Source organism: Rhizobium ruizarguesonis, assembly GCF_012349115.1.
GTDB lineage: Bacteria > Pseudomonadota > Alphaproteobacteria > Rhizobiales > Rhizobiaceae > Rhizobium > Rhizobium ruizarguesonis.
Genome location: NZ_PQIG01000088.1, coordinates 48,128 through 74,941, shown reverse-complemented (window position 1 = coordinate 74,941; position 26,814 = coordinate 48,128). Strand labels below are relative to the sequence as shown.

23 protein-coding genes are annotated in these 26,814 nt (G+C 62.6%); 12 read left to right on the top strand and 11 right to left on the bottom strand.

All coding sequences use genetic code 11. The features are described from left to right. Positions 1 to 105 precede the first annotated feature (105 nt). The 11 genes from C3Y91_RS21535 (at position 106) to C3Y91_RS21485 (ending at position 15,458) form a co-directional block, all read left to right on the top strand. Positions 106 to 912 (top strand): pseudouridine synthase, encoded by an 807-nt coding sequence (locus C3Y91_RS21535; RefSeq protein WP_018068944.1) that lies wholly within the window; start codon positions 106 to 108, stop codon positions 910 to 912. A 14-nt stretch (positions 913 to 926) separates the two neighbouring features. Next, the gene (locus tag C3Y91_RS21530; RefSeq protein WP_024323100.1) at positions 927 to 1,613 is read left to right on the top strand and encodes a phosphoribosyltransferase; all 687 of its coding nucleotides are present in this window, start codon (positions 927 to 929) and stop codon (positions 1,611 to 1,613) included. A gap of 102 nt (positions 1,614 to 1,715) precedes the next feature. After that, positions 1,716 to 3,458, top strand: a complete 1,743-nt coding sequence (locus C3Y91_RS21525) for an SLC13 family permease (RefSeq protein ID WP_168575771.1) — start codon at positions 1,716 to 1,718, stop codon at positions 3,456 to 3,458. Between the two features lie 84 nt (positions 3,459 to 3,542). After that, positions 3,543 to 4,487 (top strand): phosphoribosylaminoimidazolesuccinocarboxamide synthase, encoded by a 945-nt coding sequence (locus tag C3Y91_RS21520; RefSeq protein WP_024323098.1) that lies wholly within the window; start codon positions 3,543 to 3,545, stop codon positions 4,485 to 4,487. 211 nt (positions 4,488 to 4,698) lie between these two features. After that, positions 4,699 to 5,301 carry a TetR family transcriptional regulator gene (locus C3Y91_RS21515; protein ID WP_018068948.1) on the top strand — a complete coding sequence of 201 codons (603 nt, stop codon included), beginning with the start codon at positions 4,699 to 4,701 and terminating at the stop codon, positions 5,299 to 5,301. Positions 5,302 to 5,469: 168 nt separating this feature from the next. Beyond that, a complete protein-coding gene (locus tag C3Y91_RS21510) occupies positions 5,470 to 6,681 on the top strand; it encodes an efflux RND transporter periplasmic adaptor subunit (RefSeq protein WP_024323097.1) in 1,212 nt (403 codons plus the stop codon). Between the two features lie 51 nt (positions 6,682 to 6,732). Then, complete coding sequence (locus C3Y91_RS21505; protein ID WP_024323096.1) at positions 6,733 to 9,843, top strand: efflux RND transporter permease subunit; 3,111 nt, start codon at positions 6,733 to 6,735, stop codon at positions 9,841 to 9,843. Positions 9,844 to 9,993: 150 nt separating this feature from the next. Beyond that, entirely contained in the window at positions 9,994 to 11,427 is a 1,434-nt protein-coding gene (locus C3Y91_RS21500) for an efflux transporter outer membrane subunit (RefSeq protein ID WP_018068951.1), read from the top strand. Positions 11,428 to 11,602: 175 nt separating this feature from the next. Then, entirely contained in the window at positions 11,603 to 12,646 is a 1,044-nt protein-coding gene (locus tag C3Y91_RS21495; protein ID WP_018068952.1) for a LacI family DNA-binding transcriptional regulator, read from the top strand. Between the two features lie 107 nt (positions 12,647 to 12,753). Further along, the gene (locus tag C3Y91_RS21490; RefSeq protein WP_024323095.1) at positions 12,754 to 13,674 is read left to right on the top strand and encodes a nucleoside hydrolase; all 921 of its coding nucleotides are present in this window, start codon (positions 12,754 to 12,756) and stop codon (positions 13,672 to 13,674) included. Next, positions 13,671 to 15,458 carry an adenine deaminase gene (locus C3Y91_RS21485; protein WP_130686765.1) on the top strand — a complete coding sequence of 596 codons (1,788 nt, stop codon included), beginning with the start codon at positions 13,671 to 13,673 and terminating at the stop codon, positions 15,456 to 15,458. The genes C3Y91_RS21490 and C3Y91_RS21485 overlap by 4 nt, the downstream gene beginning before the upstream one ends. Positions 15,459 to 15,515: 57 nt before the next feature. On the opposite strand, the gene C3Y91_RS21480 is transcribed toward C3Y91_RS21485, so the two are convergent. The 8 genes from C3Y91_RS21480 to C3Y91_RS21445 all read right to left on the bottom strand — a co-directional run bounded on the left by C3Y91_RS21480 (position 15,516) and on the right by C3Y91_RS21445 (position 24,282). Beyond that, entirely contained in the window at positions 15,516 to 16,685 is a 1,170-nt protein-coding gene (locus C3Y91_RS21480; protein WP_130686766.1) for a M20 aminoacylase family protein, read from the bottom strand. A gap of 107 nt (positions 16,686 to 16,792) precedes the next feature. Continuing rightward, on the bottom strand, positions 16,793 to 18,298 hold the full coding sequence (locus tag C3Y91_RS21475) for a tripartite tricarboxylate transporter permease (RefSeq protein WP_018068957.1): 1,506 nt from the start codon (positions 18,296 to 18,298) through the stop codon (positions 16,793 to 16,795). 9 nt (positions 18,299 to 18,307) lie between these two features. After that, positions 18,308 to 18,769, bottom strand: a complete 462-nt coding sequence (locus C3Y91_RS21470) for a tripartite tricarboxylate transporter TctB family protein (protein WP_130686767.1) — start codon at positions 18,767 to 18,769, stop codon at positions 18,308 to 18,310. Between the two features lie 256 nt (positions 18,770 to 19,025). Next, positions 19,026 to 20,009 (bottom strand): tripartite tricarboxylate transporter substrate-binding protein, encoded by a 984-nt coding sequence (locus C3Y91_RS21465; RefSeq protein ID WP_130686768.1) that lies wholly within the window; start codon positions 20,007 to 20,009, stop codon positions 19,026 to 19,028. 211 nt (positions 20,010 to 20,220) lie between these two features. Beyond that, positions 20,221 to 20,670 (bottom strand): SRPBCC family protein, encoded by a 450-nt coding sequence (locus C3Y91_RS21460; RefSeq protein WP_018068960.1) that lies wholly within the window; start codon positions 20,668 to 20,670, stop codon positions 20,221 to 20,223. Between the two features lie 54 nt (positions 20,671 to 20,724). After that, the gene (locus C3Y91_RS21455) at positions 20,725 to 21,048 is read right to left on the bottom strand and encodes an ArsR/SmtB family transcription factor (protein ID WP_130687150.1); all 324 of its coding nucleotides are present in this window, start codon (positions 21,046 to 21,048) and stop codon (positions 20,725 to 20,727) included. Positions 21,049 to 21,157: 109 nt separating this feature from the next. Further along, positions 21,158 to 22,492: a sigma-54-dependent transcriptional regulator gene (locus C3Y91_RS21450; RefSeq protein WP_130656157.1), complete on the bottom strand. Its 1,335-nt coding sequence runs from the start codon at positions 22,490 to 22,492 to the stop codon at positions 21,158 to 21,160. Beyond that, entirely contained in the window at positions 22,489 to 24,282 is a 1,794-nt protein-coding gene (locus C3Y91_RS21445; protein ID WP_274599074.1) for a sensor histidine kinase, read from the bottom strand. The genes C3Y91_RS21450 and C3Y91_RS21445 overlap by 4 nt, the downstream gene beginning before the upstream one ends. A 194-nt stretch (positions 24,283 to 24,476) precedes the next feature. Here C3Y91_RS21445 and C3Y91_RS21440 point away from each other — a divergent pair, with 194 nt between their 5' ends. Then, a complete protein-coding gene (locus tag C3Y91_RS21440) occupies positions 24,477 to 25,139 on the top strand; it encodes a sulfite oxidase-like oxidoreductase (RefSeq protein WP_075225416.1) in 663 nt (220 codons plus the stop codon). Here C3Y91_RS21440 and C3Y91_RS21435 read toward each other — a convergent pair. From C3Y91_RS21435 to C3Y91_RS21425, 3 genes are read right to left on the bottom strand one after another with little or no spacing between them, the layout of a single operon-like run. Then, positions 25,124 to 25,756 (bottom strand): hypothetical protein, encoded by a 633-nt coding sequence (locus C3Y91_RS21435; RefSeq protein WP_130686770.1) that lies wholly within the window; start codon positions 25,754 to 25,756, stop codon positions 25,124 to 25,126. The two genes, C3Y91_RS21440 and C3Y91_RS21435, sit on opposite strands and share 16 nt — an antisense overlap. Before the next feature lie 50 nt (positions 25,757 to 25,806). Beyond that, positions 25,807 to 26,553 carry a CbtA family protein gene (locus C3Y91_RS21430; protein ID WP_130673062.1) on the bottom strand — a complete coding sequence of 249 codons (747 nt, stop codon included), beginning with the start codon at positions 26,551 to 26,553 and terminating at the stop codon, positions 25,807 to 25,809. 13 nt (positions 26,554 to 26,566) lie between these two features. Then, complete coding sequence (locus C3Y91_RS21425; RefSeq protein ID WP_003542661.1) at positions 26,567 to 26,776, bottom strand: CbtB domain-containing protein; 210 nt, start codon at positions 26,774 to 26,776, stop codon at positions 26,567 to 26,569. Positions 26,777 to 26,814 lie beyond the last annotated feature (38 nt).

Here is a 26,814-nt window from a genome sequence, read left to right as displayed (position 1 = left end):
TTCATGCCAAGAAAGCGGCAGCAAAAGCAGGACTACAGCGCCGCGCGTTTTTTCAGACGCGCAAAGGACGCTGTAGCACTTTGAATTATGCAGTAAGGATGGCAGATGAGGGAGCGGCGCCCACCGCACAAGACGCGTGAGCGGACAAAGCCCGCCGACAACGCCGCGGCTAAGCGGGTTACCCTTCCCCGCGCCCTTTCCAAGCTCGGTTATTGCTCCCGCACGCAGGCCGAACGTCTGATTGCCGAAAATCGCGTTGCGGTCGACGGTCGCACCATCAGCGATAACTCCGCATGGGTCGATCTTGCCACGGCAAGGATCAGTATCGATGGCCTCGTCATCGCGGCCGAAGCGAAAATCTATCTGATGCTCAACAAGCCCCGCGGTCTCGTCACCACCCGCCACGATCCCGAAGGCAGGCCGACGGTCTATGATTGCCTCAGGGATTTCGACATCCCGCATCTCTCTCCGGTCGGCCGGCTCGACAAGGCGAGCGAGGGCCTGCTGCTTTTCACCAACGACACCGAATTCGCCCAGATCCTGCTCGATCCGGTCACGCATGTGACGAAGACCTATCATGTCCAGATCGACCGCATCATGGATGATGAGGACATTGCCGCCATGACATCGGGCATCCGCCACGATGGCGAGGTGCTGAGGGCGACAGCCGCGCGGCGCCTGCGCCAGGGCGACAGGAATTCATGGATCGAGGTCGAGCTCGACGAGGGTCGCAATCGCCAGATCCGCCGCATGCTGGAGGCGCTCGGAACCGAATGCCTGCGCCTCGTGCGCGTCGCAATCGGCGGGCTCGAACTCGGCGAACTGCCGAAAGGCGCCGTGCGTGCGCTGAGCGAACCGGAATTGCAGGCGCTACGCCGGAAAACCGGCATGGAAAGGACGAGACGCAATTGACCGGTGTGACGGAGATGGCGCCGCACGATTTCTGGCAGGAGATTCACCCGCCCGGCACCTTTTCCGCCGATGGGGAATTTACCTCCTTCTATGTCGCCGTGCTCGAAGACGGCCGTCAGCTTCGCCTGCCGATCCGTGTGCTGGCCGATGGCGATCACGCCCTCGCCTCGCTGATCGTCAACCAGGCAAGCTTCGCCGTGCTCGATGCGCTCGCCGAACGCCTTGCCGAAAAGATCAGGCCGATGCGGATCGATGTCGTCGCCGGCCTGCCGACGCTCGGCCTGACGCTCGCCGCCGCCGTGGCGCAGAAGCTCGGGCATGACCGCTACGTTCCGCTCGGCACCTCGCGCAAATTCTGGTATCGCGACGAGCTCTCCGTTGCCCTGTCTTCAATTACCACGCCGACACAGCAGAAACGCCTCTATATCGATCCGCGCATGCTGCCGCTGCTTCAGGGACGGCGCGTCGCACTCATCGATGACGTCATTTCCAGCGGCGCCTCGATCGTCGCCGGTCTTCATCTGCTGTCAGGCTGCGGTATCGAACCCGTCGTTATCGGTGCCGCCATGCTGCAATCGGAGCGCTGGCGCGACAGCCTCGCAGCCGCCGGTCGGCAATGGATCGCGCGTACCGTCTGCGTCTTCGCAACCCCCATTCTGGAGCAGAACGCCAGAGGCCGGTGGCAGGCACCACCAGCCTGACGCGAGATATGAGATTGTTCAATCTTTGCCTGAAGGCGCCTCTGTACAGCGCATGAGGAACGATTACAGTCCCGCCTGATCGATGAAACAACGGACCCGCCCATGTCGTTCGAGCAAGCATCCCTGCTGATCCTTCTGCTGGCGATGCTCATTCTCTTCTCGCTCGATCGCATCCGCATCGAGGTGGTCTCGATCGCCGGCCAGCTTGCCGGTTATGCGCTCGGCCTTTATCCCGCCGACCAGATCTTCACGGGCTTCGCCAGTCCCGTCGTCATCACCGTCGTCGAGATCCTGCTGATCGTCCAGGTGCTGGCGCGCGCCAAGCTCTTCGACAGTCTCGCCGCCCGTTTCGCGGCCGCAAGGCCTTCGAGGTTCAAGGTCATCGCCAGCACTTCCTCGCTCGCCGGCTTCATGTCCATCTTCATGAACAACATAGGCGCCTTTGCGATCACCCTGCCGGTGGCGTTGCGCCTTGGCACGGTCCTGACGATCCCCCGCCGCCAACTCGTCATGCCGGTCTCGTTCGCGGCCTTGCTCGGCGGCCTCGTTTCGCTGATCGGTACGCCGGGCAACCTGCTTGTCAGCAATGCGCTTACCAAGACGACCGGAACCGGCTTTCGCTTCTTCGATTTCGCCTATGTCGGCCTTCCGGTCGCAATCGTTGGCATTCTGCTCATCGCCTTTCGTGTGCAGCGCCTGTTTCCGGAAGCCGACGAAACACCAGCAACGATCTCCCCGGCGGCGCGGCGCATCGTCGTCGAGCGTCGCATCCCTGACGTCTCACCGCTGATCGGCGCAAGGCTTTCCGATTGCCCGGCACGGTTCGCCATCAAGCCGTACGCGCTGATCCGCGACGACAACTTTGCATTCGGCCCACTCGACCAGTTGGTGATCGAACCCGGCGACGTACTGCTTGCCGAGGGCGCCGATGTGACCTTTGCCGATCTTGCCGCCACACAGGCGTTGACGGCCGACGCCCACGCGCTTGGTCTGCAGCCGGATTTCACCCGTATCGAAGCCGTGGTCATGCCGGAAAGCACGCTGGTCGGTTCGCGCGTCCGCTCGCTTGAAGTCTTCCATTCTCGCGGCGTTGCTGTCACCGCTCTTTCCATGCGCGCGCCGCGCATCGAGGGCCGCTTCCTCGACCTGCAATTGTCAATCGGCGATATATTGACGCTCGAGGGGCCGCGTGCGGCGATTGCCGAAGCGCTGGAGGAAAGCGAGTGCCTGCCGCTCGCCTCGACAGCCCCGGCCGAACCGGCTCTGCTCTCCTGGCGGCCCTTCGCGCTCTTTGCCTGCGGCGTCGCCGCCTCCGCGGCCGGCCTGCGTCCCGACGTCGCTTTTGCCGGTGTCGTGCTCGCGCTCGCCCTGCTCAATCACCTCAACATCCGCCAGGCGATGGCCGATCTCAATTGGCCGATCATCATCATGCTCGCGGCGATGATCCCGATCGGCCAGGCGGTGGCGAGCACCGGAGCGGCCGAGACCATCGCCGGCTGGCTGAGCCTCGTCGTGCCGATTACCCATCCGCTCATCGGCATCGCCCTCATCCTCTTCCTCGCCATGGCATTGACGCCTTTCGTCAACAACGCGACGGTCGCAATCGTCCTGACCCCGATCGCACTGGAATTCGCAAGAGCCGGCCGGCATGCGCCTGACGCCTATCTGATCGCAGTCGCCGCCGGCGCCTCCCTGGATTTCCTGACGCCCTTCGGCCATCACAACAACACACTGGCAATGGGAATCGGCGGCTATCGCTTCGGCGATTTCCTGCGCGCCGGCTGGCCGCTTGCCGTCACAAGTTGCGGCCTCGCCCTGCTTCTTACCGCTCTGTTCTGGCTGTGATGCGATACCCGATCGACTTGACTTCCCCAGCAATGAAACTAGAGCAGGAAGTCTTCACCCAATAATTAAGGACAGTCGAGCGCCGTGCGAATTCTCTCCGAAGCCCATTTCCCGGAATTGCCGAACTATTATCGCGGCAAGGTGCGCGAGAATTACGATCTTCCGGACGGACGCCGCATTATTATCAGCACCGACCGGCTGAGCGCTTTCGACCGCATCCTCACCTGCATCCCCTATAAGGGCCAGGTGCTGACACAGACGGCGCGCTACTGGTTCGAGGCGACGAAGGACATCTGCCCGAACCACGTTCTCGACTATCCCGATGCGAATGTCGTCATCGGCAAGCGGCTCGACATCCTCCCGGTCGAAATCGTCGTGCGCGGTTATCTCGCCGGCACCACCGGCACCTCGATCCTGACGCTTTATAAAAAGGGCGAACGCGAGATGTACGGCATGCGTCTGCCCGACGGCATGCGCGACAACCAGATCCTGCCGGAACCCGTCATCACGCCGACCAGCAAGGAATTCGACGGCGGTCACGATGAACCGCTGACGCCGGCGGAAATCGTCACGCGTGGCCTTCTCACGAAAGAGCAATGGCAGACGCTGTCGACATATGCACTCGCCCTCTTTGCCCGCGGCCAGGAGATGGCGGCGAAAAACGGCCTGATCCTGGTCGATACCAAGTACGAGTTCGGCACCGACGGTGACGGCAACATTATCCTCGCCGACGAGATCCACACGCCGGACAGCAGCCGCTACTGGCTTGCCGAAAGCTATCCGGCAAGCTTTGCCGCCGGAAAACGCCCGGAAAGTTTCGACAAGGATTTCGTCCGCGGCTGGGTGGCGGAGCGTTGCGATCCCTATAAGGACGAGATCCCGGAAATCCCCGCCGAACTGATCGAGCAGACCTCGGCCGTCTACATCAAAGCCTACGAGGCGATCACCGGTGAGCGTTTTGCTCCCGACAACAACGGCGAGACGCCGCTTGCCCGTATCCGAACCAACCTCGCCCGCTATTTCCCTTAAAATCGCGGCACACGAAAGCCGCCGCGCCGTTCACCGGCCTGCGGCGTTTCGCCCAATGGCGCTAGGGCGCCGCGCGTCCAACAGGACGCGCTAAGGACGCTCTATCACTTTGAATTGGCGCATAATCCTTTCCGAAAATCGATTCCGATTTTCGGGGTTATGCGCTAGCATCGGAAAAAAGGGGTATCGGGCTCAGCCCGGCGGGGAACAAATGGCAAGAAGGCCAAGACGCAAGGCCGAGGAAACGCGGGAAGACATTCTCTCCATGGCGGAGATGCTGTTCCGCGAGCGGGGCTTCGTTGCGGTGTCGATCGCCGATATCGCCGGCGCGCTCCACATGTCGCCCGCCAATGTCTTCAAGCATTTCCGTTCCAAGGTCGCGCTCGTCGATGCGATCGCCGGACGCCATCTCGACGATGCCGCCGAGCGCTTCGCCGCCTTCGATGAGAAGTTACCGCCAAAGGAACAACTGCTCCGCTTCATCCTGCGCCTGCTGGAAAGCCACCTGCAGGACATCCAGAAGAACCCTTACATCTTCGAAATGGTACTTTCGACGATCGAAGCCAAACTCGAGGCCGGCAATCGCTATCGCGCCCGCATCGAGGTGAAGCTCGGCGAGATCATCCGCGAAGGCATGGCGGAGGGAAGTTATCATTGCCGCGATCCCGAGAGCGCGGCGCATACCGTCGCAGACGTCCTGGCCTGCGTGCTGCACCCTGTCCTGATCGCTCGCGACGACAAGGAGACACTCGTGCACCGCGCCGAAAAAATCGTGTGTTTCGTCGATGCCGCACTGCAAAATAGCGCTTGCTAAGTGATGATTGCTGAATTACGTCACTTCGTAAAGCTTTTCTTAAATTCGGATAACGGCATTTGAAGCCAACCCAATCCTGACGCTTATATAAGCCTGTGCTCGGCCCAGCCGAGCCCGTGGGCCGAGCTCGTGGATTGAACGGCGATTGCCACCGCACAGGAATTCAGCATGATACGCCGTGCCCTCCTCATCTCCTCGGCCCTGGCATTCGCAGCCCTTCTCGCCGCCTGCAGCGACAGTGGCTCCAAGCCCGCCGGCAATGCGGGTGCAGGCGCGGCGCAGCAGGCTGCCCCGGTCGGCGTCATCACGCTGACGAAGGGTACCTTCCCGATCACCACGATCCTGCCGGGCCGCGCCGAGACATTTCAGACAGCAGATATCCGGCCTCAGGTCAGCGGCCTGATCCGCGAGGTCGCCTTTAAGGACGGCGGTGAGATCAAGAAGGGCGACCTTCTCTATCAGATCGAGGATGCACCCTATATTGCTGCCGTCGAGCAGGCCAAGGCGGCGATCTCCAAGGCGCAGGCCAGCGTGCCGAGCGCCGAAAGCAATCTCGACCGCTACCAGCGCCTCGTCGGCAGCGGCGCCACCCAGATCGAATTCGAAACGGCCAAGACGACGCTGCTTCAGGCCAAGGCCGAAGTCGAGTCGGCGAAGGCCGCACTCGCCGCCGCACAGATCGACCTCGACCACACCAGGATCGTCGCCCCTTTCGATGGCATCATCGACCAGACGGCCGTCAATGTCGGCAACGTCGTCTCTGCCAACCAGACGACGGCGCTGACGACGATCCGCCAGCTCGATCCGATCTACATCTCGCTGACGGAATCGAGCACCAACCTCTTGAAGCTGCGCGATGCGATGGCCGCCGGCGACATCAAGGGCGAAGCCAATGTCGTCTTCCATCTGATCCTCGAAAACGGCAAGGAATACAACCAGCAGGGCAAGCTCGACATGTCGAAGCAGGTGGTCAGTGAGACCACAGGCACCTTCATCATCCGCGTGCTCTTTCCCAATCCTGACCGTATCGTGCTGCCCGGAATGTATGTCCGCGCAACCGTCGAGCTCGGCGCCGAGGCCGGTTATGCGCTGCCGCAGCTGGCGACGAGCCGTGACGCCAACGGCCGGCTGACGGCACAGTTCGTTTCCGCCGACGGCAAGGTCGAAACCCGCGCCTTCGAGAACAGCTCGCCCTCCAACAATTCCTGGCTCGTGACCGAAGGCATCAAGGACGGCGATCAGCTGATCGTGAGCGGCCTGCAATCGATCACCTCCGGCATGCCGGTGAAGCCGGTCCCGATGAAGATCAACGACAACGGCGTGGTCGTGCCTGCCGAGCAGCCCGCGGCCGGTGACGCGCAGAAGCCCGCAGCGAAATAATAATCGCTGCAGCCTCGCATCGTCACCGTCTCAGCCGCACAGGAACAACCGATGGCCAAGTTTTTCATCCGACGTCCGATTTTCGCCTGGGTCATTGCGATCACCATCATGCTCGCCGGCCTGCTGGCGATCTTCACGCTGTCGATCTCGCAATATCCCGACATCGCCCCGACGACGGTTCGTATCAACGCCACCTATCGCGGCGCCAGCGCCGAGACTGTCGAGAAATCGGTGACCACGATCATCGAAGACGGCATGACCGGCCTCGACGACCTCACCTACATGACCTCGACCTCATCGACGGGTTCGGCCAGCATCCAGCTCACTTTCGGGACGAGCGCCGACCCCGATATCGCCCAGGTGCAGGTGCAGAACAAGCTGCAGCTGGTTCAGTCGCAGCTTCCAAGCGACGTCATCGATGCCGGCATCAGCGTCACCCGCTCGACCTCGAGCATCCTTCTGGTCGGCTCGCTCGTTTCGACCGACGGCAAGCGCAATTCTGTCGACCTCGGCAATATCATGTCGACCTCGATCGAGGATCAGATCCAGCGCCTGGAAGGCGTCGGCAGCATCAATGTCTTCGGTTCGGGATACGCCATGCGCGTCTGGCTCGATCCGTTCAAGCTGCTGAAATACCAGTTGACGCCGAGCGACGTGACGTCTGCCATCCAAGCCCAGAACACCCAGGTCTCCGTCGGTTCGCTCGGTGCTCAGCCGACGATCCCCGGCCAGCAGATCAACGTCACCATCACCGCCCAAAGCCAGCTGACCACTGTCGCCGATTTCGAACATATCATCCTGAAGGTCGAAAAGGACGGCGCGACGGTGCGCTTGAGCGACGTCTCGCGCATCGAGATCGGTCAGGAAAGCTACGGCGGCAGTTCTCGGTACAACGGCCAGCCGTCAACCGGTTTTGCCGTCAACCTTGCGATCGGCGCCAACGCCATCGATACCGCCGCCCGCGTGCGCTCCGCGCTTGAGGTTATCGGCCGTGGCCTGCCGGCGGGCGTGGAGATCACCTATCCCTATGACACGACACCCTTCGTGGAACTGTCGATCGAGAAAGTTGTCCACACGCTGATCGAAGCGATCGTGCTCGTCTTCGTGGTGCTGCTCGTCTTCCTGCAGAATCTTCGTGCGACGCTGATCCCGACGATTGCCGTTCCCGTGGTGCTGCTCGGCACCTTCGGGGTGCTGGCGGTCACCGGCTACTCGATCAATACCTTGACGATGTTCGCCATGGTGCTGGCGATCGGCCTTCTCGTCGACGACGCCATCGTCGTCGTCGAAAACGTCGAACGCATCATGTCCGAAGAAAAGCTTTCGCCGCTCGAAGCAACGGAAAAATCGATGGGCGAGATCACCGGCGCCATTGTCGGCATCGCGCTCGTCCTCACCGCCGTCTTCATTCCGATGGCCTTCTTCGGCGGTTCGACCGGCATCATCTATCGGCAGTTCTCAATCACCATCGTCTCAGCCATGCTGCTGTCGGCGCTCGTCGCCCTCGTGCTGACGCCTGCACTTTGCGCCACAATGCTGAAGCCGGTCGGCGAACACAGGAAGCACCGCGTCGGCGACTGGTTCAACCGCAACTTCACGCGCTCGACCAACGGCTATATCAGCGCCATCGGCTATCTGCTGAAGCGACCGATCCGCGTCATGCTGGTCTTCCTTCTGGTCGGCGCCGGCTGCGCTTATCTCTTCACCCGTCTACCGAGCTCCTTCTTGCCGCAGGAAGACCAGGGCGTGCTGCTGACCATCGTCACCACACCGCCGGGCTCGACCACGCAGCAGACCCAGGCGGTCGTCGAGAAGGTCGAGAAATATTATCGTGAAAACGAGAAGGATGCCGTCGATTCCGTCTTCGGCGCGCTCGGCTTCGGTTTCAGCGGTTCCGGCCAGAACAGCGCCATCGTCTTCACCAAGCTCAAGGAATTCGCACAGCGCACCGATCCGACGCTGAGCGCCCAATCGGTTGTCAACCGTGCGCTGCGCAGCTTCTTTGCGATCCGCGAGGCGCAGGTCTTCGCGCTGCTGCCGCCGGCGATCCAGGGGCTTGGCGTCTCGAGCGGCTTCTCGATGTATCTCGTCGACACCGGCGGCCATGGCAACGATGCCCTGACGGCCGCCTCCAAGCGGCTGGTCCAGATGGGCAACACGTCAGGCAAGATCGTGGCGCTGCGCAGCAGCAACAAGGAAGTCGAGCCGCAGATGCGCATCGTGCTCGATCAGGAGAAGATTGGCGCCATGGGCGTCGACATCGCCTCGGTCAATTCGATGCTGTCGATCATCTTCACCGGCCGGGACGTCAACGACTTCACGCTGAACGGCGAGATCAAGCCGGTCTATGTCGAGGGCGATGCGCCCTTCCGCATGCAGCCGAGCGATCTCAACCACTGGTATGCCCGCAACAATGACGGCGAAATGGTGCCTTTCTCCGCCTTTACCCGGACGGAGTGGGTGAAGGGCGCGCCTTCGCTTGCCCGCTTCAATGCCGTCAGCGCCATTCCGCTCGACGGCGCATCCGCTCCCGGAGTATCCTCCGGCGATGCGATGAACGAAATGGAAGCACTGACCAATGAACTCGGCGGCGGTTATACGGTCGCCTGGCAGGGCATCTCCTATCAGGAGCGGCTTTCCGGTTCGCAGGCGCCGATGCTCTACGCGATCTCGGTTCTCGTCGTCTTCCTTTGCCTGGCGGCGCTTTACGAAAGCTGGTCGATCCCCTTCTCGGTGATCATGGCGGTGCCCGTCGGCATCCTCGGAGCGCTGACGGCGGCAACTCTGTTCGGCCAGGCGAACGACGTCTATTTCAAGGTCGGCCTGCTCACCACCATCGGGCTGGCGGCGAAAAACGCCATTCTGATCGTCGAATTCGCCAAGGATCGTATGGAAAGCGGCATGGGGCTCTACGAGGCGACATTGGAAGCAGCGAGATTGCGGCTGCGGCCGATCATCATGACCTCGCTTGCCTTCATTCTCGGCGTCGTGCCGCTGGCAATCGCCACAGGCGCGGGCTCGGCGGCACAGAATGCCATCGGCATTGGCGTTCTCGGCGGCATGCTGGCGGCGACGATGCTCGGAATTTTCTTCGTGCCGTCGTTTTTCGTCGTCATTCGACGCATCTTTGCCACACGCGGCAAAAATGCGGCAGGACTGTGATATAAATGCACTGTGATAATGCAGTTCGCGTTGCTACATTGCGCCCGACTGCTTCGGAATGGTGTTTTTGGTAGAACGAAGCGCGGCGGCCGATAGTGAAGCATGAAGCTTCGGACAAGAATTGACTTGCTCGAGTACAGGATGAAATGAATGGTATCTCTTCGTTTTGCCACACCGGCATTATTGTTATTGTTGTCGGGCTGCGTTGTGGGCCCAGATCATGTTCCTCCTGAGATGCCGCTGCCCGCCAAATTCGGAGAGGGTGGAACCAAGAGCGATGGCGATGTTGCTACTGCAGCATGGTGGACCGCCTTCAAGGATTCAAGACTGAACGGCTACGTCAAGGCCGGCCTCGATCAGAACCTGACAGTTCAGCAGGCGATCGAAAGAATCAATGCAGCTTCCGCAAACGTCACCACCGCCGGCGCCGGCGGCCTGCCGAGCCTGACGGTCGGCGCCTCGCAGACGGTCAGCGGCCAGAAGGGCGAGCTGCGCACGCAGCTCGACACGCGCAACACCAGTGCCGGCGACGTCCAGCTGAGCTGGCTGCTCGATCTCTTCGGGCTCTACAAGCGCAATACGGAGAGCGCGCTTGCCTCGCTCGATTCCGCTTACGCATCGGCTGACGTTGCCAGGCTGACCCTCATACAGGACCTTGTCTCGAGCTATATCGACGTTCGCTTCTTTCAGCAGCGCCTGGCGCTTTCGAAGGCCAACCTAAAGTCTCGCCAAGAAACCTACGAACTGACCAAGTTCCAGCTTGAAGCTGGCGCCGCCTCGCGTCTTGACGTCGTTCAGGCCGAAGGCCTGGTGCAGTCGACGCTCGCCGAAATTCCCGGCCTCGAAACCAATATCCGCATATCAGCCCATCACATCGCCACGCTGCTCGGCCTGCCGGCTTCGGCTCTTGTCGATGAATTGCTGAAGGGCTCCGGTCAGCCGGTATTCCGCGGCGGCATCACCTCCGGCATCCCGGCCGACCTGATCCGCAATCGTCCGGACATCCGCGTGGCGGAACGTGATCTTGCCGCCGCAACGGCCAATATCGGCGTTGCCCAGGCGCAGCTTTATCCGAGCATCTCGCTTAGCGGCTCGATCTCGCCGTCCTACATCAACCAGCGTGGCATCCATGGCGGCCTGACGCCCTGGTCCTTCGGCCCGACGCTCAACCTGCCGATCTTCGATGGTGGCCGCCTTCGCGCCAACGTCAAGTCGGCACAGTCCGATGCTGCGACCGCCTATCTCAACTGGAAGTCGACGGTGCTGACCGCGGTCGAGCAGGTCGAGAATGCGCTTTCGGCCGTCCGGCGTGACGCACAAACGGTCGCGGCGCTTCAGGCCCAGGTGAAGACCACGCAGGAAACGCTGGAACTTTCGACTGCATCCTACAAGGACGGCGCCTCCTCGCTGCTCGACGTTCTCGACGCGCAGCGCCAGGTTTCGCTGGCCCAGGCAAGCCTTGCCGCATCCGTCCAACAGATGGCCAAGGATTATGTCTCGCTGAACATCGCAGTCGGCGGTGGCTTCGCCCCCGGCGGCAAGACGACCGCACCGGCGGCGAAGGTTGTGACTGTCAAGGGCTGACAGCTGCTGCAATCGACCTGAGGAACACAAAGCCTCGCGATCGTCTCGCGGGGCTTTTTCTTGCCTGTCGCATGCCGTAACCGAATAATTGCGCATAAGATGAATTCAGATTCGACACGCGGAAAAAGCTAAGCTATCAATCTGGTTAAACGATTAATCAGAGTGATCGTCAATTATGACAGCATCGCGCCCGGGACCGAACCTCAGCAGGATAGCGACGTCGCTCGGCGTCTCCGTCGCCACGGTCTCCAATGCGCTTTCCGGCAAAGGCCGGGTCTCCGGCCCATTGGTCGAAAGAATTCGCGAGCATGCAGCCGAGCTGGGTTACGTCCCGAGCCAGGCCGGCCGGGCGTTGCGGACCGGCCGCAGCGGCGTTCTCGGCCTGGTGCTGCCCGATATCGCCAATCCGCTGTTCCCGAAGATCGCGCAGGCGATCGAATTCGCTGCCTCCGCCGCCGGTTACGGCGTGCTGATCGCCGATTCCCGCGGCGATGTCGCCGCCCAGACCGAGGCGATCAATCGGCTGGTCGAGCGCGGCGTCGACGGCATGGTCATCATTCCCCGCCGCGCCACCCGCATTTCGGCCGCGGCCTGTCCGGTCGCCGTCATCGACACTCCCTCGACGCCTGGCAACACCGTAGCCGCCGACCATTGGCAGGGCGGCCACGAAATCGCCGGCCATCTCGCAGGCCTCGGCCATCGCCGTATCCTCATCATCGGCAACAATCAGGAATCCAACGTCCAGAATGACCGCGCCGGCGGCATTCGCTCCGGCATGCGCCCGGGCATGCATTCGGAAACCCTGTGGATCGACAGGCTGGAGCAGGAGAACGGCAGTGACTGCCCACTCGGTCTCGCCGAAAAAGTCAGGCAGGGTTTCACCGCCTTTGCCGCCCTCTCCGACCTGCAGGCGTTGCGGGCACTGACGGAGTTGCAGCAGGCTGGCATCAACATTCCCGCAGATGTCAGCGTCACCGGCTTCGACGACCTCATCTGGTCGCCTGTTGTCACGCCGGCGCTGACGACGGTCCGGATGGACATGGATAAGATTGCCGGGATTGCCGTGTCGGCGCTCGTGGATAGCATAAGAACAAGCAGCATCCGCAAGGGCAGGCTCGTGACCGCGCAGATCGAACGCGTCGCTATGCAGCTGATCGTCCGCCAATCATCCGGGCCTGCGAAGCCGGCACCAAAAACCTCAGAGATGGAGAACATATAAGATGAAAAAGGCTCTCATTGCTTCGTCAGCACTTCTCCTCGATACCGTGCTCGCCTTCGATCTGCCGGTTGCCGACGCGGCAAACCTCAAACGGTTCGGGTGAAATCATGGGCGTATGGATCGACACAGACATGGGCTTTGACGACATCGCCGCCATTCTGGTGGTGGTACAGTCTGAACTCGAGATCGACGGCCTATCGCTGCTCTTCGGCAACACGCCGCTGCCGCAGGTGAGAATAAATGCCGCCGGCGCTGCCAGTGCCTTCGGCTGGAAGTTCCCGATCCACACCGGTCGCGCCATGCCCGTTCTCGGCCAGCTTGAAACCGCGCAGGCGATCCTTGGCGAAACCGGCATCCCGACCATCGGCAGGACCCTGCCGCAGGCGGCTGCCCTTGCAGACAGCGATGCCTTCGCAGCACTCTGCCGTTGGCTGGAGCGCCAGGGCCAGCACCGCATCCTGGCGCTCGGGCCTCTCACCAACATCGCCGCCGTGGCGCTTGCCCGGCCCGATCTTGCCGCCCGCATCACCGAACTCGTCTGGATGGGCGGTGGCGTCACCAGCGGCAACCATACGGCCTCCGCCGAATTCAACGCGCTCGCCGATCCGGAAGCCCTGTCGATCGTCATCGCCCATGGCCTGCCGCTGCGCATGGTTGATCTCGACCTCTGCCGCAAGGTGCTGGCAAGGCCCGAAGACGCCGAACCGATACGCCATGCCGGCGGCGCCAATGCCGAGCTGATCGCCGATATGTTCTCGGGTTATATCCGCATCGGCACCAGCCGCGGCCGCCCGGCCATGGCGATATACGACCCCTCTGCCGCCGTCGCCTTCGTCGCTCCAGATATCGTCAGCTTCCGTCCCGCCCGCATCGACGTCGAGCTGCAGGGTGCCCTCACCCGAGGCCGCACCGTCGTCGAGACCCGCGCCACGCATGCAACCTTCAATGCCCAATTCGCCGCCGACATCGATGCCGACATGGCGCGTGTCATCATTCTCGCCGCGTTGGTCAACGAGGCCCGCAAATGACCGCCACCCCTCGTCAGGAACCCGCCGATCTCAATGATCCCGCCTTGCGCGCCCGCGCCGTCACCGCGGCGCGCGGCGACGCCCCTTTCGACATGCTAATCACCGGTGGCAGGCTGCTCGATGCGGTGACAGGCCTGATCCGGAAAGCCGATATCGGCCTCGTCGGCACCCTCATCGCCAGCGTCCATGCCCCGGCAAGCCGAACGGATGCCGTCGAGACCATCGATGCGGCGGGCTGCATCCTGACGCCCGGCCTGATCGACACGCACATGCATGTCGAAAGTTCGATGGTGACGCCGGCCGAATATGCGAGCGCCGTCTTGCCGCGCGGCGTGACTACGATCGTCTGGGATCCGCATGAATTCGGCAACGTCCATGGGCTCGACGGCGTGCGCTGGGCGATCGAGGCGGCGCGCGGCCTGCCACTGCGCGTGATCCTGCTCGCGCCCTCCTGCGTGCCTTCCGCGCCAGGCCTGGAACTTGCCGGCGCCGATTTCGATGCTACCGTCGTCGCCGAGATGCTGCGCTCCCCAGCCGTCGGCGGCGTCGCCGAAGTCATGAACATGCGCGGCATCATCGACGGCGATCCGCGCATGACGGCCATCGTCAATGCCGGCCTTGCCGCCGGCAAGCTCGTTTGCGGCCATGCCCGCGGCCTCGAAGGCGCCGATCTCAACGCCTTCATTGCATCGGGCATCACCTCCGACCACGAACTTACCTCCGGCACCGATCTCCTCGCCAAGCTTTCCGCCGGCCTGACGATCGAGCTGCGCGGCTCTCACGACCATCTGCTGAAGGAGTTCGTCGAGGTGCTGAACGGTCTCGGCCACCTGCCTCCCACCGTCACGCTCTGCACCGACGACGTCTTTCCCGACGAACTCCAGGAAGGCGGCGGCCTCGACGACGTCATCAGGCGCCTGGTACGCTACGGCATGAAGCCGGAATGGGCCATCCGTGCCGCGACCTTCAATGCCGCACAACGTCTGCAGCGTCCCGATCTCGGCCTTGTCGCCGCCGGCCGCCGCGCCGACATCGTGCTCTTCGACAACCTCACGGAATTCCGCGCGCGGCTGGTGATATCAGGCGGCCGCCTCGTCGCCCGCAACGGCAGCATGCAGGTGGCCGTCAAGCAGATTGATACGGCGCCGCTTGTCAATTCGGTGAAGCTGCCGCCGCTGACCGAGAATGATTTCCGCATTCCGGCGCAGGGCGAGCGCGTCCGCGTCGCCACCATCGACCGCGCGCGCTTCACGCAATGGGGCGAGGCCGAAACGGCGGTCAGGGACGGGTTCGTCGTGCCGCCGGCCGGCAGTGCCATGATCTCAGTCACCCATCGCCACGGCAAAACCGACGGTACCCCGCGCATCGGTTTCCTCACCGGCTGGGGTGAATGGCGCGGCGCCTTCTGCACCACCGTTTCGCATGACAGCCACAACCTCACCGTCTTCGGCGGCAATGCGGGCGACATGGCGCTCGCCGCCAACGCCGTCATATCAGCCGGTGGCGGCATGGCGGTCGCCAGGGACGGCCGGATCGAAGCGATGCTGCCGCTGCCGCTCTCCGGTCTGGTGACGGATGCATCGCTGAAGGACACCGCCTTGGCCTTCGTCAGCATCCGCAGTGCAATGGAAAAGATCGTCAAGTGGAAGCCGCCCTATTTGGTCTTCAAGGCCTGCTTCGGCGCAACGCTCGCCTGCAATGCCGGCCCGCACCAGACGGATCGGGGAATTGCCGATGTGGTGACGGGGAAAGTGCTTGAGAGTCCGGTGCTGGAGATTATGTAAGCCGAGGCGCACAGACCACATACAAAGGGCGTGCGTCCCCGCCACCTCAAACTCCATCTAGACCTTCAATTCCCGCTCGACCAACGCAACCCAGTAAGCCGCCCCATATCCAAGCGCTTCATCGTTGAAATCATAAGCCGTATTATGGTGCAGCGCCCCGTCCACCGCCGGACCGTTGCCGAGCCAGACATAGCAGCCCGGCGCATTCTGCGCGAAGAAGGCGAAATCGTCTCCCGCCGTCGATGGCGGAAAGCTTGTCCGCACCTTCTCATTAAAGACCGCACCAGCCGCACCAAGCGCCCGCGCCGTCGCATCCGCATCGTTGACGACAGGCGGAATTCGCCGCTCGAATGCATAGTCCACGGCAATGCCGTACATGGCCGCCGTGCCATGCGCCAAGCGTCCGATCTCGGTCTCGAGCTGATCGCGCACCTCAGGCGAATAGGCCCGCGCCGTCCCGCCAATCTCGACGATATCAGGAATGACGTTCAGCGCCTTTGGGTCGCCCGCCTGCAGGAAACAGGCGCTGACGACCGCCGGTTGCAGCGGATCGACCACCCGTCCGACAATCGTCTGCAGCGATGACAGGAAGGTGCCGGCGGCCGTGATCGGATCGCGGCCAAGATGCGGCTTGGCGCCGTGCGTGCCGGTCCCGCGGAAGGTAATCCGCCAGCTGTCGGAGGAGGCAAGCTGCGGCCCCTCGACCACGGCGATCTCATCGACCGCAAGCCCAGGCACGTTGTGCAGCCCATAGACGGCATCGCAGGGAAAAAGTTGAAACAGCCCGTCCTCGACCATGCGCCTTGCCCCGCCTCGCCCTTCTTCGGCCGGCTGGAAGATGAAATGCACCGTGCCGGAAAAATTCCGTGTCGCCGCCAGATGCCGCGCGGCGCCGAGGAGCATCGCCGTATGCCCGTCATGACCGCAGGCATGCATCTTGCCTGACACTGTCGATTTATAAGGCCGCTCCGCCATCTCAGGCATGGCAAGCGCATCCATGTCGGCGCGGAGCCCGATCCTGCGTGTGCCGTTGCCGATCTGCAGCGTGCCGACCACGCCGGTGCCGCCAAGACCGCGATGCACCGCAATACCGGCCTCTTCGATAAGGGTCGCGACGATGCTGCCGGTGCGTTCCTCCTCGAAACCGAGTTCGGGATGGGCGTGCAGATCGCGGCGCAGGGAGGTGAGAAAAGGCAGATCGTCCTTGATCCGGGCGGGGATGCTCATCGGGCAATGCTCATGGGCCTGGATATCCTGTCAAGCGAAACGGGCGCCCAACCGGCGCCCGCGTCAGATCATCCGTTGTTCATCAAACGGCCCACAAGTTCAACCCCTCAGGCTTCCTCGACGAACACCTCCTCGCGCTTCTTCTTGACGCTAGGCAGGAAGACGACGATGAGGACCGCGGCCGCAATCGCCAGGAGAATGGCGCTGATCGGTCGCGTGACGAAGGTGGTGGGATCGCCGCGCGACAGGATCATGGCGCGACGCAGGTTCTCCTCGAGCAGCGGCCCGAGCACGAAGCCGAGCAGGAGCGGCGCCGGCTCGCAGCGAAGCTTCGCCAACACATAGCCGATGAGCCCGAAGAAGGCGACGGCATAGAGGTCGTAGACATTGGCGTTGACGCTGTAGACCCCGATCGAGCAGAAGGCCATGATGACGGGGAAGAGCACGTAGTAAGGCACGGTCAGCAGTTTCACCCAGAGCCCGATCAGCGGCAGATTGAGGATGACGAGCATCAGGTTGCCGATCCACATCGAGGCGATGATGCCCCAGAACAGCGCCGGCTGCTCGGTGGCGACGTTCGGACCGGGCACGATGCCCTGGATGATCATCGCACCGATCATCAGCGCCATGACGGGATTGGCCGGAATGCCGAGCGTCAAGAGCGGAATGAACGAGGTCTGCGCACCGGCATTGTTTGCCGATTCCGGTCCTGCGACACCGGCAACGGCACCCTTGCCGAATTCCTCCGGCGTCTTCGACATTCGCTTTTCCACCGTATAGGAGGCGAAGGAGGCAAGGATTGCACCGCCACCCGGCAGGATGCCGAGCGCCGAGCCAATCGCCGTGCCGCGAATGACGGGTGCGATCATCTCCTTGAATTCCTGGCGGGACGGCAAGAGGCCGGACACCTTGGCCATCAGCACCGTGCGTGTCGACTCGCCCTCGAGGTTGCGAAGGATTTCGGCAACCCCGAAGACGCCGACGGCGAGCGCCACGAAGTTCAGCCCGTCGGCATATTCGCGGATGCCGAGCGTGAAGCGCGGCGTGCCGGTATAGATGTCGGTGCCGACGAGGCCGAGTAGCAGCCCGAGCGCCACCATCGCCAGCGCCTTGACGACAGAGCCGTGCGCGAGAGCGATCGAGGAAACGAGACCGACGACCATCAGCGAGAAATATTCTGCCGAGCCGAATTGCAGCGCAATTGCGGTGAGCGGCGGCGCGAAGATCGCGACGAGGAAGGTCGACACGGTGCCGGCGAAGAATGAGCCGAGGGCCGCGATCGCAAGCGCTGCCCCCGCCCTGCCCTTGCGAGCCATCTGGTAGCCGTCGATCGCGGTGACGGCCGAGGAGGATTCGCCCGGCATGTTGATGAGGATCGCCGTCGTCGAGCCGCCATACTGGGCGCCGTAATAGATGCCGGCGAGCATGATCAGAGAGGAAACCGGTTCAAGCTGGAAGGTGATCGGCAGGAGCATTGCGATCGTCGCCGTAGCGCCGATCCCGGGCAGCACGCCGATCAGCGTGCCGAGCAACACGCCGATCAGGCAGAAGAACAGGTTTTCCGGAGTGCCGGCTGTTGCAAAGCCGAGCGCAAGATTGCTGAAAAGATCCATCATCGTCTCCTAGAATCGGACCCAGGGGCCGAAGCGCTCGAACGGCAGGCCGAGCCCGTAGCTGAAGACCGCGACCGAAAAGATGGTCAGCAGCAGCGACAGCACGATCGCGAAGAACACGTTCATCTTTTGCGATGCGAAGCAGGCGATGAAGGCGGTGAGGAATAGTGACGGTGCAAATCCGAGACCGCGCACCGTCAGCCCGAAGAACACCGGTGCCGGCAGGATGAAAAGCATGCCGCGCCAGGCAAACGGGTCGATCGGCTCGCCCTCGACGCGGAGGGCCTGAATGAAGATGATCGCGCCGAGAAGCACGAGCACGCCGGCAAGCACCAGCGGAAAATAACCAGGCCCCATGCGCACCGCCGTGCCGAGGTCGAGCCCCAGCGACTGGATGGCGAAGAAAGCACCGGTCGCGACAAAAAGCGCGCCGCAGATCGCATTGGTGGTATCGAAACTGATGGACTTCATGGTGTCTCCTGGGTTGGAGATGGTTGATGTGACGCGGTCACAAAGGAAGTATCCCCTCATCCGCCTGCCGGCACTAACCGGGGTCGAGCCACGGGTCTCGACCCGTCCTTCGGCCCCCACACGCGGGGAGAAGGGGATATGCCGCAAACCCTTCGCCTCCACCGCCGTTGAATCACGCATGTTCCCTCTCCCCGTGCACGGGGAGAGGGTTAGGGTGAGGGGCTCATCCGGCATGTCCTGGACGAGGACATGATCCTCAGTCGGCATACTCGCCGGCGGCCTCGATGATCGGCTTCCAGCGGGCGATCTCGCTTTCGAGCTTGGCCTTCAGCGCAGCCGGCGTCGCATCGGCATCGGAGGATGGCGCCGTGCCGAGCTCGGCGAAGCGGGCGCCGACATTCGGATCCTTCAGCGCGACCTGCAGCGACTTCGACAGACGTTCGTTGATCTCAGCCGGCGTGCCCTTCGGCGTATAGATGCCGTGCCAGATGCCGACTTCAAAACCCGGCAGCCCGGCTTCGACGGCTGTCGGAATATCCTTCATCACGTCGAGCCGCTTGGGCGAGGTCACGGCATAGGCCTTGATCGTGCCGCCCTGAATCTGCTTCGTCGTGTTGGTCGTCTGATCGCACATGACATCGACCTGACCGCCGAGCAGATCGGTCATGGCAGGGCCGGTGCCCTTGTAGGGAACGGTCGTGAGCGGCGTCTGGATGGCGCTCATGAACATCATGCCGCAGAGATGCGAGGCCGCACCGATGCCGGCATTGGCGACCGTCACCTTGTCCTTGTTCGCCTTGATGTAGTCGATCAGCCCCTTGAGGTCGGCCGGCTCCATGTCCTTACGGGCAACGATCGTCATCGGCACCTCGGTGACGAGGCCGACATAGTCGAAGGCGCCGAGCGTGTCGTAGGCGAGCTTGCGGTAGAGCGTAGCGCTGGTCGCCATGCCAATATGGTGCAGCAGGATGGTGTAACCGTCGGGATCGGCACTCGCCACGCGGCCAGCACCGAGCGTGCCGCCGGCGCCGCCGACATTTTCGACGACGATCTGCTGGCCGAGATCCTTCGACATGGATTCGGCGACCAGGCGCGCGACGGTGTCGGTCGGGCCGCCGGCCGCAAACGGCACGACCATGGTGATGGTGCGCTCGGGATAGGTCTGCGCCGAAGCGGCGGCGGCGAGAAGAGAGACCGCGGCAGCCGCGGTCAGGCCGAGCATGGCCTTCAGAATTTTCATCGTTTCCTCCCTGATGAAATAAGCAAGCCCGCCGACACATCCTCCGCGCCGGTTCGGATAACCTATTTGCCGCCTGGAAAAATCGACCCGCAATCATTGCAGTCGCTTTCGAAAGACGATTTTACAACAGTGCGATGCAGCATGGGTCGATTTGGAAACAAACAGCTCTGGCGATGGGTGGAAATCCACCCATCGCGCTATGACGTTTGCCTTATTTTTTGGGAGGCAGCACCACTTCGCCGGTCTCGATCAGCGACTTGAGGTTGGAGAGAATGCGTGGCCAGCCGCCGGAAACGGCGTTGATAAGCTTGGAATTCTCGACTGCGATGGAATGGGTCACCGTCAGCTTGGTGGCCGTATCGTTGACCGCCTCGATCTCCATCACGCATTGCGAATAGCCCTCGGCCTTCAGCTCCGGCATGAACTCGTTTCGCCACTTCAATACGAGCCGTTTCGGCGGATCGCATTCCAGGATCTCGCCGGTATCCGCGACTGATCCGTCCTCGAACAGAAGCTTCCAGGCAGCGCCTGCCCTCCACTCGGTCTCGAAATGGGCGCCGAGCCAGAATTTCTTCATGAACTCGGCCGTTGTCAGCGCCGCCCAGAGCTGCTCCGGCGTCGTGCGGATAAAGGTGACATAGTTATATGTGCTGCCAGCCATGATGATACTCCCTTTTCGCCAGGACTACGTACTCCCCGATGGCTAGGCCCGGATCTAGTGGCCGCCCTTGCCTTCGAGAGTCTGCTTCAGATCGGCGAGCGCATTCAGTTGCTGCCGCTCGAATTTGTTGATCCATCGTTGCGCGATCTCGTTGATCGGCACGGGATTGATGAAGTGCAGTTTCTCCCGGCCCTGGCGCTGCGACGAAACGAGGCTCGCCTCCTCCAGGATCGCAATATGTTTGGCCACGGCCTGGCGCGTCATCGTAAGCCCCTCGCAGAGCTCAGCCAGAGTCTGGCCGTTCCTCGCATACAGCCGATCTAGCAACTGCCGCCGGCTCGCATCCGCCAGAGCCCGGAAAACCGTATCATCATCCATGTCTTTATATGGAACCATTTGGTTGCCTATTTTGCCCCTTATAGGCAACCAAATGGTTGCATGTCAAGCCGTAAAATGTGGTTGGAATGCATGCGCCTTTAAAAAGGCGCTAACTTTCGGTGATCAGCATCCGCTTGTCGAGACCGTATTTCTGCATCTTTTCGTAGAGTGTCTTCCGAGAAATGCCGAGCGACTCATAGACCGGCCTGAGGCTTCCGCCATGAGCCACCAGCGCGCTGGCAATGACCCCTCGTTCGAATTCGGCGACACGCTCAGCAAGCCCGGTCGCCTCCTCGGCTTGGCGCCCGCCATTGTCGAGACCGAGGACCAGACGGTCTGCGGCATTCCTCAATTCACGCACATTGCCGGGCCAGTCGCGCTGAGCGATGTCGGAAATCACTTCCGGCGGCACGGCCATCTCGTCGCGACCGTAGCGGGCCGCCGCCTCCCGCACCAGCTGCAGGAAGAGCAGCGGAACATCTGCCCGCCGTTGCGACAGCGACGGCACATGCAGCGTCGCGACATTCAGCCTATAGAACAGGTCGGCGCGGAAGCGCCCCGCCGCCACCTCCGCCTCCAGATCGACCTTGCTTGTCGCGATGAAGCGCACGTCGAGCGCCACCACCTCGTTCGATCCGAGCCTGGAGATCACCCGCTCCTGCAGCACCCGCAGGAACTTCGCCTGCAGGTCGAACGGCATGGAGCCGATCTCGTCGAGCAGGATCGTGCCGCCGCGCCCATGTTCGAACTTTCCATAGCGCGGCCTTACCGCGCCCGGAAAGGCCCCAACCTCATGGCCGAAGAGTTCGCTCTCGATCAGGTTTGCCGGCAGTGCGGCGCAATTGATCGCGATGAACGGCCGGCTCGCCCGGGCGCTGATGTCGTGGAGTGCCCGCGCCACCACCTCCTTGCCAGCCCCGGTTTCCCCGACGATAAGCGTATCGGCATCGCTCGCCCCGATCGCCCGGATGCGGTAACGCAAATCCACCATCACCTGCGTGCGCCCCGGCAGCCGCGCCTCGATATCGTCGCGTTTGCCGGCGACCGCCTTCAGCAGCCGGTTCTCGAGCACGAGGCCGCGCCGTTCCATCGCCCGGCGGATGACGCCGGCGAGCATTTCGGGCGTGAACGGCTTCTCGATGAAATCATAAGCGCCTTCGCGCATCGCCCTCACCGCAAGCTGCACGTCGCCGTGGCCGGTGACGAGAATGACAGGCACCTCCGGGTCGATCTCGCGGATCTTCTGCATCAGCGTCATGCCGTCCATGCCGGGCATGCGGATATCGCTGACGACGACGCCGGGAAAACTATAGCCGATCAGCTCCAGCACATGATCGCCGTTCGAAAAGGTCTCGACGCTGAAGCCGGAGAGCTCCAGCGCCTGCGCCGTCGAGCGTCGCAGTTCCTCCTCGTCGTCGACCAACAGGATCTTCGCATCGTTCATTCCGCCGCCTCCGGCATCAGTCCTGCCGCCGATCGCAGCTCGATGCGGAACATCGCGCCCCCTTCGGGATGATTGGCAGCAGTGAGACTGCCGCCGAAATCCTTGATGATGTTATAGGAGATCGAAAGCCCGAGACCGAGGCCCTTGCCGACACCCTTCGTCGTGAAGAACGGATCGAAGATGCGCTCGGCGATTGCGGCGGGCACGCCCGGCCCATGGTCCCGCACCGTCAGCACCACCTTGCCGGCCTGCTCGAAGGCCGAAACCTCGATGCGCCGGTCATCCAGCCCTTCCACCGCATCGGCCGCATTCGAGATCACGTTGACCAGCACCTGCTGCAGACGCACGGAACCGGCGCGCACCACCGGCGGACGCGGCCCGAGATCGAGCAGCAGTTCGGCATCTGCCGCCTTCAGCCGCCAGGCGATGATCTCGAGCGTGTCGCGCATCGCCTCGTCGAGGGAAACGGGACCGAGCTTTTCGTTCGGTTTGCGGGCGAAGTTGCGCAGGTGACGGCTGATCGACGCCATCCGGTCGATCAGCCCGCCGATACGCCGGATATTGTCCCGCGCCTCTTCCGTCCGCCCACGGTCGATGAGCACCGAGGCACTGTCCGTATAGGTCTTGGCCGCGGCGAGCGGCTGGTTGAACTCGTGCGAAAGAGCAGCCGACATCTGTCCGAGACCGGCGAGTTTTCCGGCCTGGATCAGGTCGGCCTGGGTTTGGCGCAGCTGCTGCTCGGTCAGCCGCCGCTCGGCGATCTCCTCTTCGATTCGGCTGTTGACGCGGGCAAGATCGGCCGTGCGCTCCTCGACACGTCGTTCCAGCTCGTTGCGCGCATCGGCCTGCATCTGCATGCGCTCGGCGAGCCGCGTCCGCCGCTGGCGCAGAACCGCCACCGTAAGCCCAGCGATGCACAGGATGAGAAAGACGGCCGCAAGCGCCGTGCGCGCCTGGGTGCGGATGGAACTCGTTTCCATCAGCACGTTCACCGTCCAGTCCTCGGCCGGCATGTAATGCGAGAGCACCAGATATTCGCTCGAGCCGCGCTCGCCGGCCAGCGTCATCAGCTCATGCTGCTCGAAGTGATGTCGCGTCACTGGCAGCGCCGTCAGCCTGGCATTGGCATAGCGCCGCGACGCCTCGGTGCGGGCGATGCGATCGGCCGTCAACGGCAGGATGGCGCCGTAAAGCCATTCCGGGCTTCCCGACATGAAGATGATGCCCTCGGGATCGGAGACGAAGATCCTGTATTCGCCGCCGCCCCAGGATGATTCGATCGTGTCGATATCGACCTTGAAGACGATGACACCGCGAATATCCGCGCCTGTCCGGATCGGTGCGGCAAAATAATAGCCGCGCTTCAGCGAGGTTGTGCCGAGCGCGTAGAACCGCGCCTGCCGGCCTTCGATCGCATCCTGGAAATAGGGCCGGTAGCTGAAATTCTGGCCGACGAAACTTGCAGGTCCGTCGTAATTGCTGGCCGCGATCGTCTCTCCATCCGGCTTGACCACATAGATGTCGGAGGATTTCAGCAGCCCGTTGATCGCCTTGAGATAAAGATTGGCCGCAGCGCGCAGCGCCTCATCCTCGGGCGCGCTCACCAGTTCCTTGATGTCGTCGTGATCGGCGATCAACGCCGGCAGCGCCTCGTAGCGGTTGAGATGGCCGCTGAGTGCCGAAACGGCAAGACGCAGCGCCGTTCCCGCCTGCGCCGAGGCTTCCTCCATATAGGCGCGCGTGGCAATCGCGCTGCCGTAGGTGAAGAAGGCGAATATGATCAGCGGCACGACCAGCAACGCCGCTATCGCACGATATCTCGAAGACAGAACCGGCTCCTCCCCTTTCTGCCTCCACTCCCCAGCGAGGCATACCCCATGGCACCGAGTTTAGTGAGGCCGGCAGGGATTTCCAAGGGGTCGCCGAAACTTGACACCCGCCTAGGGCGGATGTCCTATTGCCGCATCGCAAGGAGACCCCACTCATGAGCGACGATCAGGCGCCCACCGACAGCAAGCTCACTACCTCCAAACGCCGTTGGGCGACCGAAGGTAAGTTCCTCACCGGCCGCATCAGCCGTCCCGAAGCCGAGCGCCTGCCGCCCGGCCAGCACCTCGTCAAGAACTGGCCGGTGCTCGATCTCGGCCAGCAGCCTGTTGTCTCCACAGATACCTGGCGGCTCGATGTGCGCGGACTCGTCGAAACGCCGCTCACTCTCACCTGGGCCGCGTTCCAGGCGATCGAGCAGAGCGCCAAGGTGAGCGACATCCACTGCGTCACCACCTGGTCGCGCTACGATAATAAATGGAAGGGCGTTTCGACGCGCGATCTGCTCGATCTCGCCATGCCCAAGCCCGAAGCCGGTTACGTCATGCTGACGAGTTATGACGGCTACACCACCAACCTGCCGCTTTCCGATTTCGCCGCCGAGGATGCGATCCTCGCCACCGCCTGGGAAGGCCTGCCGCTAACGCCCGAACACGGTGGCCCGATGCGCCTCGTCGTGCCGCATCTCTATTTCTGGAAAAGCGCCAAATGGCTGCGCCGCATCGACCTTATGCCTGCCGACCAGGCAGGCTTCTGGGAAAAGAACGGCTACCACATGTATGGCGATCCGTGGCGCGAGCAGCGCTATTCCGACGATTGAGCCTTCGGTTGCGAGAAGCGGCGAAGCGCAAACACACCGAGGCCGAACAAAGAGGCAAGCCCCGTCAGAGACGCCATGCTGGCGACATGGAATGGGATCCCCCTCCAGCGCGGCTCGACGATATCGGCTGTGTTGAAGGCCTCGCCGCTGAACCGGCAGGTGATGAGCGCAAGACCGCGCCGCACCATGTCAGCATCGACAGCGGAAATGATTTCGCCTGCAGCAGCCCCCTCCCGCGGCATCTCGCGCATCGAAAGCAAGACGGCCTTGGTCGCGGCCAGATAGGCATGGGCGCATTCGTTGAACGGGCTTTCCTCATCCGTCACGCTGCCCGGCATCCGGCCCCACAGACAGTAGGAATACTGGATCTCGGCATAGTTCAGCATGCGGCGGAACGGCTCGTTCGTATCGACTGCACGGGATGCAAGGTCGATAATCCCACTGCGATAGTCAGACATGACAGCCATCTCGCCATGGGAAATTTCCGGGATATCCAGGCCCGCATGGCTACCGCCATCGCTGCGGCTATGAGCAAAAGCGCTTCCGGCAACCACACAAAAAAAGGCAGCCGCGGCAAATGCCGCCGACAGGAGTGGTATGGTTTTGCCGATTTTCATGCTTGCTCGAAAACTTAAGGGCGCCGGCAAAGCGGCGCCCTTCGATGCCCTCAGTGAAATGCCGTGGCCGGCCGGCTGCGTTGTCCACCCCTGACCGCAAGTCGCTTTTCCGCCAGCGCCCCGAAGGCGAGGCCGAGCGTTGCCCAGAGGATCACATGCATGCCGAGTGAGGTCGTGCGGAAACGCCAAAGTACCATCGCCGAGAAGTTCTCCGGCACCTCGTTGATCGGCGGCAGCAGATAGAGCACGACGCCGATGAAGACGAGATAGACGATGCCGGCGATGATCGCGCCGTTCCAGAGACCGAAACGCTCGGAAAGGCGGCGCGACAGCGCCATTGCGGCAATGAGCGCCGCAAGCGAGACGACGATCATCAGGAAGAACAGCTCGGTCCTGGCACCGATCGTGTCGGGATTGCCGACCGCCGGCGGGTTGGCCGGATATTTGATACCGGGAACGAGAACAACCGCCACGAAGGCGGCAATGGCGATGACGGCCGAGGTGCCACGCGGCGAAAGGCTGCTGAAGCGGCCTTGCACGAAAGCGAAGGCGAGCGCGAAGAGCCCGCCGACGGCGACGCTGTAGGCCATGACGCCGGTGAAAAGGCCAAGACCGGCCTGTGTGGCGCGGCTGACGATTTCGGGTTCGGCAGCCTCGCCGGCCGTCTGGGCGCTTGCCTCCTCGAAGGCGATCGCCGCATCGACCAGCGGCTCGCCGAAAGTATGGGCGAAAGCGAAAACGAGGATACCAGCAATCAGGCCCGCGAGCATGCCGCGAAGCAGAAGGTTTCCAACCATGTCAGGAACTCCCTTAGTGGCAGGGAAAGCCGAGAAGATGGCGGCCGTCATGCACGAATTCGTGCACATACATGCCGTTGAACAGCGCCATCGCGCCTTCCTCGGTGCCGACGAAATAGAGGACGATGAGCATCAGCAGGCCGCCGAAGATCGCCCAGGGCAGGATCTCGCCTACGGGGATCGGCGCCGGTACGGCAACGGGCGCGAAAGTGGTGTCAGACATGTATTCCTCCGGGAATGACGCGTTCAGTCGAAAGAGTG